Origin of the sequence: Pseudomonas sp. NPDC012596, assembly GCF_042902325.1 — a bacterium.
In the GTDB taxonomy this organism is placed as follows: Bacteria; Pseudomonadota; Gammaproteobacteria; order Pseudomonadales; family Pseudomonadaceae; genus Aquipseudomonas.
Window position 1 is genome coordinate 1 of sequence record NZ_JBIBEB010000041.1, and the last position, 3,172, is coordinate 3,172.

At 64.8% G+C, this 3,172-nt stretch carries 1 protein-coding gene; it reads right to left on the bottom strand.

The genetic code is table 11. The features are described 5' to 3' along the window. Nucleotides 1–3,172, bottom strand: a 3,172-nt coding sequence (locus ACFY68_RS26105; RefSeq protein WP_387533570.1) for a condensation domain-containing protein, incomplete at both ends; no start/stop codon positions are given.

Here is a 3,172-nt window from a genome sequence, read left to right on the forward strand (position 1 = left end):
AAGGCAGGCGCATCGGGGTTGGCCTGCACCTGCTGCTCGAACAGGCCGTGCACGGTCTGGGTCAGGTCGTAGGGGGTGGTGGTGGCGTTGAACTGTTCCAGCACGGTTTCACGCAGTGCCTGATCAGGTGCCAGCAACTCACCCACGGGCTGCAGCGCAGCGCTCTGGATCATGCGCGCCAGGACGTGCTCGAACTGGCTGGCCAAGGCCTGCACGAAGTCCGCGTGATACTCGCCGGCATGGCGCCAGTGCAAGGTCAGTTGCCGGCCCAGGCCGATGACCAAGGCCAGCGGGTAATGCCCTTGCTCACGGTTGTGTACTTCCCCGAAGCGCGTGCGCATGCCCTCGCCCTGTTGCAAGGCATCGGAAATCGGGTAGTTCTCGAACACCAGCAAGCTGTCGAACAGTGACTGGCCACCGGTCTGTGCCCAGCGTTGGATATCAAACAACGGGGTGTGCTCGAACTCACGCAGTGCCAGGTTCTGCGCCTGCAATGCATGCAGCCAGTCGCCCAGAGGCTGGTCAGCGCGAGGTGCAGCGATCACCGGCAAGGTATTGATGAACAACCCCAGCTGCTGTTCGATGCCGGCCAGTTCGGCCGGACGCCCAGCCACCGTGGCCCCGAACGCCACCGTGTCCTGGCCGCTGTGGCGCTGCAACAGCAGCAGCCAGACGGCCTGGAGCACGGTGTTGGCGGTAACTTTCATCTCCCGGGCAAATTGGACCAAGCGCTCTGTTGCCGCCTCGTCCAGCGTACTGTGCAGTTCACCTTCAGCTCGCGCCCCTTGAGCGGCTGCCACCACCAGTCGGGTGGGCACCTGTAACCCGGCCAGTTGCTGCTGCCAGAACGCTTCAGCGGCGTTGCCGTCCTGCTGCTCCAGCCAGCCGATATATTCGCCGTAGCTGCCTTCGTTCGCCGGCAAGGCGTGGCTGTTGTAGCACTGCAGCACCTGGGCAACCAGCGCCGACAGGCTCCAGCCATCCATGAGGATGTGATGGTGAGTGAAGATCAGCCGGTGCAGCGCCTGGCCCAGGCGCACCAGCGTCAGGCGAAATGCGGGGGCTACCTGCAGGTCGAAACCGGCCGCCAGTTCGTCGTCCTCCAGGCAGCGCAACTGCTGCTGCGGGTCATCGAGGTGGCGCCAGTCAAGCACTCTGAACGGTACCTGCACGGTTCGCTGCACAATCTGCAGCGGGCGCGGCAAGCCACCCTGCCACGCAAAGCGGGTGCGTAGAATGTCATGGTGTGCGGCCACTTGCTGCCAGGCCTGCTCGAATCGCTGCGCGTCGAGGTGGTGCACATCGACGCACATCTGGTTGAGGTAGTCGTCCCGCTTATCGTCGCCCAGCCCGTGAAACAGCATGCCCTGCTGCATGGGCGACAGTGGGTAGATGCCCTGCACGGCGGCAGGTTCGGTAGCGATTGCATCCAGTTGCGCCTGATTCAGCTGCGCCAACGGGAAGTCCGACGGCGTTACGCCCTGATTGGCCGCCTGCGTGCAGTGCGCCACCAGTTCATTCAGTTCCCGGGCATAAGCATCGGCCAGGGCCTGGACGGTCGCCTCGTCGAAACGCTCGCTGCTGTAGCGCCAGCCCAAGGTGAATTCACCTTCGTACACCAGGCCATTGAGGCTTAATTCATGTTCCATCAGCGCCTCGGCGCTGACCTCGGCGCCACGCTCATGGCCCACCGGCACCAACCCCTCGCCGCGAGCGCTACCGGCGCTGACCTGCCCCAGGTAGTTGAACACGATTGACGGCAGCGCCAGGGCGCGCAGGGCAGAATCATCTGCCAGATGGTAGAGCATGCCGAAGCCCAGCCCTTTGTCCGGCACAGCACGCAGTTGCTCCTTGATGCGTTTGACCGACGCGCCAAGCGCCTGCTCCGGGGTGAGGCGCAGCGGGAACAGCGACGTGAACCAGCCGACCGTACGGCTCAGGTCCATGCCCTTGAAACGCTCATCTTCACGGCCATGCCCTTCCAGCAGCAGGCTGACTGATTGCGCCCCGGTCCAGGCCGACAGCACCCTGGCCAGTGCCGTGAGCAACAGGTCGTTGACCTGGGTGCGATAGGCGGCTGGGGCCTCCTGCAGCAGACGCCGGGTAGTCTCCTTGTCCAGCCGCGTCTGTACGGTGCGGCCAACACGGTTGGCCTTGCCCCCCTGCGGGTAGTCGCAGGGCAATGCAGTCACTGCCTGCAACTGCTCCCGCCAGTACGCTTGCTGGGCATGAAGCGCGGGGGACTGGGCTTCGGCGTACAACGCTGCGGTCCAGGCCTGCAAGGCGCTGGTCTTGGCCGGCAGCGTCGGCTGCCCGCCCTGCTGCAATTGCTGGCAGACCTGCTGCAGATCTTCCAGCAGGATACGCCAGGAAACGCTGTCGACCACCAGGTGGTGCGCCACCAGCAGCAATAGCCGGCGACCTTCCGGCAATTGATAGACCACCGCCTGGAACAGCGGCCCATTGCAAGGATCGAGACTGGCCTGAACCTGCCCGGCCCGCGCGGCCAGGTCATCCAGGCCACTGACCGCGACACGGGCGAACAGGCCATCGGTGGCATCCACCGTGGCTGTTCGTGCCTGCCAGCTGTGCGCCTGCTGCTCAAAGCGCAGCCGCAGCCCATCGTGGTGGCCATGAACCATGGCCAGCGCAGCTTCAAGTTCAGTGTCGCTGTAAACCTCAGGCACCTCGAGCAGCAGCGACTGGTTGAAGTGCTGCCGGTCTACCTTGCAGGTCTCGAAGAACCGCGCCTGTATTGGCGTCAGCCGTACCACGCCGGTAACCGGTCCTTGGTCGGCCTGCACTGCCGCCTCGTCGCCGATACGCGCCGCACGCGCGAGGGCGCGCACCGTCTGATGCTGGAACAGTGCCTTGGGGGTGAAATGAATCCCGGCCTGGCGGGCACGGCTGACAACCTGGATGGAGATGATCGAATCACCGCCCAATTCGAAGAAATTATCGGTGACGCCAACCCGTTCGCGGCGCAGTACGTCCTGCCAGATCGCCGCGATGGCATGCTCCAGTTCGCCCTCCGGCGCCACATAGGCCTTCTGTGCCTGCGCCTGCGGGCTTGGCAACTGGCGCCGGTCAAGCTTGCCGTTGGGGCTCAGCGGCAGCGCTTCGAGGAACAGCCACTGCGCCGGCACCATGTATTCCGGCAGGCTGCGGGCCA